This is a genomic window from Candidatus Phytoplasma crotalariae (assembly GCF_030586865.1).
GTDB classification, from domain to species: Bacteria; Bacillota_I; Bacilli_A; order Acholeplasmatales; family Acholeplasmataceae; genus Phytoplasma; species Phytoplasma citri.
In genome coordinates, this window is record NZ_JAOSIR010000023.1 from 1 (window position 1) to 7,064 (window position 7,064).

The 7,064-nt window shown below is 24.3% G+C and carries 7 protein-coding genes; 5 read left to right on the top strand and 2 right to left on the bottom strand.

Annotated elements, in window-relative coordinates:
- The 5 genes from OC683_RS01765 to OC683_RS01785 form a co-directional block, all read left to right on the top strand.
- A partial coding sequence (locus OC683_RS01765; RefSeq protein ID WP_304514842.1) for a group II intron reverse transcriptase/maturase occupies positions 1–484 on the top strand: 484 nt, incomplete at its 5' end.
- A gap of 271 nt (positions 485–755) precedes the next feature.
- On the top strand, positions 756–1,625 hold the full coding sequence (locus OC683_RS01770) for a MetQ/NlpA family ABC transporter substrate-binding protein (protein WP_304514843.1): 870 nt from the start codon (positions 756–758) through the stop codon (positions 1,623–1,625).
- Between the two features lie 35 nt (positions 1,626–1,660).
- Positions 1,661–2,584, top strand: coding sequence for a MetQ/NlpA family ABC transporter substrate-binding protein (locus tag OC683_RS01775; RefSeq protein ID WP_304514844.1), 924 nt, complete (start codon positions 1,661–1,663; stop codon positions 2,582–2,584).
- A 15-nt stretch (positions 2,585–2,599) separates the two neighbouring features.
- Entirely contained in the window at positions 2,600–3,793 is a 1,194-nt protein-coding gene (locus tag OC683_RS01780; RefSeq protein ID WP_304514845.1) for an aminotransferase class V-fold PLP-dependent enzyme, read from the top strand.
- 147 nt (positions 3,794–3,940) lie between these two features.
- On the top strand, positions 3,941–4,354 hold the full coding sequence (locus OC683_RS01785; protein WP_304514846.1) for an iron-sulfur cluster assembly scaffold protein: 414 nt from the start codon (positions 3,941–3,943) through the stop codon (positions 4,352–4,354).
- A gap of 301 nt (positions 4,355–4,655) precedes the next feature.
- Here OC683_RS01785 and OC683_RS01790 read toward each other — a convergent pair whose 3' ends face one another.
- Both OC683_RS01790 and OC683_RS01795 read right to left on the bottom strand, forming a co-directional pair.
- Positions 4,656–5,942 (bottom strand): hypothetical protein, encoded by a 1,287-nt coding sequence (locus tag OC683_RS01790; protein ID WP_304514847.1) that lies wholly within the window; start codon positions 5,940–5,942, stop codon positions 4,656–4,658.
- Between the two features lie 570 nt (positions 5,943–6,512).
- A complete protein-coding gene (locus OC683_RS01795; protein ID WP_304514848.1) occupies positions 6,513–6,665 on the bottom strand; it encodes a hypothetical protein in 153 nt (50 codons plus the stop codon).
- Positions 6,666–7,064 lie beyond the last annotated feature (399 nt).

Consider the following 7,064-nt stretch of genomic DNA (forward strand, 5'->3'; position numbering starts at 1 on the left):
TCCGAACCTATCAAACCATTGTCTGAAATACTTTTGCTTAGCTAACAATCTCGGTGTTTTAACCCATCTAAATTATCTAGCTGAAGATAGCTGTTTGAAAACACTGGCAAGAAAATGGAAAACATCGGTTGCTAGAGTTCGAAAGAAACTTAAACTTGGGCTATTTCCTTATCTTAATAAAGGGAAAACCCAATACGAATCATGGGTGGTCTACTCCTGGGATAAAATCAAAAAAATGCGTAACTATAAGGGAAATCCGGATATTACCATCAATAGATTTTTATTCCAGAGTCGTACATATCTAACAGCGGAACGTTGCGAGAACTGCGATAGAACAACTCAACTTCAAATTCACCACATTGGGACAGTTCGCAATGCGAATCGCCAAAGTATCATGAAAGTATTGTGTAAAGATTGTCATCGAAAAGTGACAAATCAACAAATACATGATATCATAAAGAATAAGAACGATAAGAATAAATAGCTAATTAACCGCAAGGGGAAATTAGTTCTCGCAAGAGAGTAAATTAGGGAAAGCCGGATGCTTGGAAACTTGCTTGTTCGGTTTGGACGGGGGCTGATTGTAAATAAAACAGCAAATATAAATCGCTGCATAAAACGCAATTAATCTATCCGTATTTTTAATACAACTTAACAACTGAATTATTTTATTTATTATATTTTTATTAATTAAAATATTTTAAAATATTTTATAAAATAGATATTGTTTTTTAATTGTTTAGAAAGGACAAAATATGAATTTTGCTAAATCAAAATTACAAACTATAAAAGTGGCTAGTCCGATACAAGCCGTACTGAATACTTTAAATAAAGCTAAAGAAATTTATTTTTCTCAAGGAATAGATTTACATGTTATTAAAACAGATTGGACGGAAGAAAGTATTGATAAATTATCCGACGGCTCTATAGATGGATTAATTTATACGAATGTACATGTTTTTAAAGCTTATAATGAATTTTTAAAAAAACAAAATAAAGAATTATTTTCTTATATACAACCTTTTTATCATTCTAAATATGGTTTATATATAAATTGTAAAAATAAAAAACAATTAACTAATTTAGAAACAGTTAAAAAATATCAAAATTTAAAAGTATTATTGGCCGTTTCTTTTGCTTTTATTCAGCCGTGTGATATGTCTCGTTCACTTTTATTATTAAAAAATTTAGGATTAATCAACATTCCAGAACATATTATTAAAACTAAAAAATTAGATATTAGTTTGGAAGATATTAGTAATCCATATAATTTACAATTTATTAAAACTTCGCAAATACCTCATCAATTCGAACAACCAGACAAATTCGATTTAATGGCTAATTGGCCAGCTTTTATGAAATATAATAAAGATTTTATTCGAATTGGTTCAAATATTTCTGATAATCAAGAGCCTCAAGATGAATTAGTAGAATCATACGCTATAGCTTTAATTTCGCGACAAAGCAATGAAAATAGTAAAGAAATTAAATTATTACAACAAATATTACAAAATCCAGAAGTTAAAAAATTTCATGCTAATCAAACAACTAATGGAGAAATTGATTATGTGATGATCTCTGATCCAAAAAAACTTAAAGATCGAATTGTGCAAAATTGGTTATAAAGAAAATTTAAAAATAAAGGAAGGTCCATTAAAAAATGTTTAATTGTCAATCATGCAATTGCGAAACAAAATTAAAAAAAATTATCAAAATAGCTACTAATTTCCCATCTACTTTAGAAACTTTACAAAAAAATAAACATTTAATTAATCAAATTGGTTTTGAATTACAAATTTTCGATGAAAAACAATTAAAAGAAAAATATCAAGTCAATTGCAATGATGCTTTAAAAGAAGGGATTATTGATTTTAATATTGCTAATAATTTTCATACTATGAAAGCTTATAATAATTATTTTATTCCTGAACCTTTAGAACGTTTAGAAATGATTGAGCCATTTTTTCATCCTAAATATGGTTTATATTCGCACAAAAACAGTCCTTTAAAAATTAAAAATTTAGAAGATGTAAAAAAAATAAAAAATGCTCGAGTTCTTTTTGCTCCTTTTAATGATTTATTCACAGCGCCATGTGATTTATCACGTTCACTATTGTTGTTAAAAAAATTAAATTTAATTAAAATTAATGAACAAATTATTCAAAAAAAAGGATATAATTTGTCTTTAGAAGATATTGAAAATATTTCGAATTTACAATTTATTAAAACAGATAATATTTTTAAAGTAGTTCAATTATTTGATGATTATAACAAATATGATTTAGCTATTAATTGTCCGGGATTAATGAGACAAAATAATAATTTTTTACGTTTAGGTTCTATTGGTTTAGGAATTGACGAAAATGAAGAACCCACAGATATTGTTTTTTCGTCATATGCTATTATTTTGGCTGCTAAAAAAAATTGCCAAAATAATCAAAATATTCAAGCAATGCAATGGTTTTTAAGAAATAAAGAAGTTCAACAAACTTTATTACAAACAGGTCAGCCTAATTATGACTATATTATAGTTGGAAATCCAGAACAACTTAAATATGATATCTTAAATAAATTTGATAAATAAAAGATAGATTTTGATATGGTTAATAAATTTCGTAATTATTTCCCTATTTTTAAAAAAAATCCTAATTTAATTTATTTCGATTCAGCAGCAACTACTTTAAAGCCGAAAATGGTTATTGAAGAATTACAAAATTTTTATAATAATAACGGTATGAATATCCGTTCTTCTTCTGCTTTGGCTATGCAGAGTAATTTCTTAATCGAACAAACTCGAAAAGATATATCGACATTTTTAAATTCTCAGCCTGAAGAAATTATTTTCACTAAAGGCGCTACTGAATCTTTAAATATGGTTGCCCAAATGCTAAAGCATTTGGTTAATCCTGGTGATGAAATTATCACTTCTGAATTAGAACATCATTCCTGTTTATTACCTTGGATGAAAATAGCTAAAGAAAAGAAAGCTAAATTAATTTTTATTCCTTTAGATCAAAATTATAAAATTCAAGTAGATAATTTTTGTAAAGTTTTATCAGATAAAACAAAATTTGTAGTTTTAGGTCATATATCTAATACTTTTGGCGATGAAATACCTATTAAAGAAATTACTAAAATTGCTCATCAAAAAAATATTTTGGTCATTTTAGACGCAGCACAATCAATAATACATTTATCGTTGGATGTCAAAGATTTAGATATAGATTTTTTAGCTTTTTCAGCTCATAAAATGTATGGTCCTTTTGGTATTGGTATTTTATTCGGAAAACAAAAATTATTAGAAAAATTATCTTCGCCTAATATTGGCGGAGGTAATATTTGTGAAGTTAATCATCATAATTTTATTTTCAACGAATTACCAAACAAATTTGAACCAGGAACATTAAATATTGGTGCTATTTTAGCTTTTCGAAAAACTTTGAATTTTATTAGAAAAATTGGGATACCTCGGATTCAAAAACATACTAATGATATTATTAATAAAATCAAAAGTTTTTTAAAATTAATGCCTCAAATTATAATTTTTAATCCTACGTCAACTAATATGATTTTATTTAATTTTAAACAGATTCATGCTCATGATATAGAAAATTTTTTAAATCGAAATGATATCTTTGTGCGTACTGGTAAACATTGTGCTAATTTAATTATTCAAAAAATAAATCAAATTAGTACTATTAGAATTTCAGCTGGTATTTATAATAATGATCAAGATATCAATCGTTTAGTATCTATTTTAAATCAAATCAAAGATTTACATAGCATTTTATAATTAAAAAAATATGAAAATAAATCCGAAATAAATTAATTTTAATTTTGTTATAAAGAGATAAATTTTTTCAAAAATAAAGAAAATAAATATAATAAATAGAGGAAGAGGTGAACGCTAATTTATTTAAAAGATGAAGATAAAAAAATTATGTTATATCATCTGAATAATCCTTACAATCAAGGTTTATCTGATAATTCTAATTATTTATATTTTCGTTACTACAATAATTATTGCGGTGATGCGATCGAATTACAACTTTATATTATTGATTCTCATTTGCAAAATATTCGCCATAATGCTCAAGCTTGTTCAATTTGTTGTATTTCAGCAAGCATTATGTCTATGACGGTTCAAAAACAAAAAATTCAACAAGTATCAGTGAAAATTAAAAATTTTTTAGCTATGTTAAATAAGCAAAAATTTGATATTAATCAATTGAATAAAGAATTACAAATTTTTAAATTTTTTTGTGATAACCCAAGTAAAATCTCTTGTATCAGTTTACCTTGGAAAGCTCTTGAAAAAGCCATAGAATCTTGGAAAAACAAAAAATGTTTATAAAGTTAGTAATTTATCACGTAATTAATTAATTTAAATTCGTAAAAATTTTGTTTATGATAAGAATTTAATAAAAAATAGAATAATGAATTTATAATTTTAATAATATTAACATTAAGATATAATTGCTAAAAAATAATAGCAAATAAATTATTAATTTTTAAATTAAAATTAAATTAAAAATACTAATTTAGATAACAAACTCAAACATAATATGCAAGCAAATAATAATAAATTAAAAAATAAAATCAAAAATCCATCTTTTCGGATAAAATAATTTAATTTACCAAAATTTAATCAAAAATTAATTATCGTGATTATCAGATAAATGATAAGGAATTTTAACAATTTCTGAAATAACTATATTAGATAATAAGAAAGGATGATCATTATTATAATCATAATTGATTTCGATACCATTGGGGGTTATTTCTTTTTTTAATCGCGCTGTGTTATCTAAATAAATGTATTCGAAAATATGTTTATTAGGCCATGTTTCTTTTATTAAACAGCCATTAAATTCATCAAATTCTTGAATATAATCATGAGGAAAGATTATTTTAATAATATGATTAAGTGGATTATTATTTAAATATATAATTTCTGTATCTCGAGTAACTCCTTGGTTATCAGTAATTTTGGTAATTTGATAATTTTTAGTATCATCCATTTCAACTATAGAATTATCTGGCAACTTAATTTTGGTAATTGAATTATTTTCTGATTTTAAATTTGGTTCCGAATAAGATGCTGTTATGATTATGTTATCTTTTGTTGTTATTTGGATCGGTAATAAATGATTATCATATTTTATAATATTACCATTAGGTAAAATTTCTTTTTTCAATTTATAAAAATAATTTTGATTTATTTTTTGCAATTGATATTCTCTAACTGATTTATCATTTAAAATATCTTGATGAATAAAACATAAATAAAAACCGTAATATTCTCTTTGTTCACCGATCGGAAAAATAATTTTTTGTATTGTTTGGGTTTTAGGATTGTATTCACGAATATATTCATGAGAAATTTCTTGAATAATATCTTGGTTATAATTATAGTTTCTAGTTATACCATTCAAAAAAGTTTCCTGTATTTTATGATATTTATAAATTTTTTTTGTTTCGTCAGGAAAATTTTCTTGTAATAAGTATTTATCAAATTGATAATCTTTATTTGGTAAATTTATTTTTTTTTTCTTATTATTATAATCATAATAACTAATGATACCATCAGAATTAATTTTACAAAATAAACGTTTTTGTTGATCGTATTCTTGAATAGTTCCATCTAGACAAATAATTTTTTTCACATTAGCTAAATTATTTAAATCAACATCAATATCTTGAATTTTATTGATACTATGAATGTCATAATTATGATCTTTTTGAATATCTGTATTAGTTTTTTTCTTTAACAATTTACCTGTAATATAATCATATTTTTTAATATTACCTTGTTTATCAATAATTTTAATAATTTTAATAATGTGATCTCCATCGTTAATTGGTATTTTATGAGACATTTTAAAATCTAAATTATCTTTGGATATTGTTAATTTGTTGAAATTATTTTTTTTATTATTCAAATGAATATAATCGTATATACGAATAAAAACCAATATTAATAACAATATTAATAATAATAAATAAATAAATTTATTGTTTGCTAATTTTGGCAGAATTAAAAAGCCTTTCTTTTTGATTAGATATTATTTTATAATGATTAAAAATATAAATTAAATTGATCATATATTGGAAATTATTTTTTGATAATTACAAAATTATTACAAAAATTTTAAATTTTTAAATAATTTTCTAATTTAACATAAAAATTAATTTATCACTAATAATATTTTAGTCAATATAATATTATTTGAAATATTTATTGCTAATCTATTTAATATAATACGAATAGATTAATTATGTTTTATTCAGCGATTTATCTTTGCTGTTTTATTTACAATCAGCCTCCGTCCAAACGGTGCAAGCAATTTTCCCAACATTCGGCTTTCCCTAATTTACTCCCTTGCGAGAACTAATTTCGTCTCGCGACTGATTAGCTATTTATTCTTATTGTTCTTATTCTTTCTGATATTATGCATTTGCTGATTGGTTATCTTCTGATGACAAACCATACATAATAATTTCATAATCCTTTAGCGATTCGCCTTGCGAATTGTCCCCATGTGATGAATTTGTAGTTGGGTTGCTTTGTCGCAGTTTTCATAACGTTCCGCTGTTAGATGCGTCCGACTTTGGAATATAAATCTATTAATGGTAATATCAGGATTTTCCTGATAGTTAAGCATTTTTTTGATTTTATCCCAAGAGTAGTTAACCCATGGTTCATATTGGTTTTTGCCTTTATGAAGATAAGAGATACCCCCAAGTTTAAGTTTTTTCCGAACTCTGGCAATTGACGTTTTTCGTTTTCTAACAGCTAAATAATTTAAATGGGTTAATTGTTAAATAAAAGTATTGGATAAAATTCCTCTAACAATTGTTTGATAGGTCCGGATTATTTCTAATTCGTCTCTCTTCGCTAACGTTTTGTCGTGTTTCATCTTTACCTCTTTTAACCAATTATATTCATCTTCATATTCTTTCGCTAGTTTTATGATTCAACATCGGAATTATTACTTTTCCTTTTTAAGAAATTATTAGTGGTTTTCTTATTTAGAGCGCTGTTGGTAGAATTTACTTTCTCC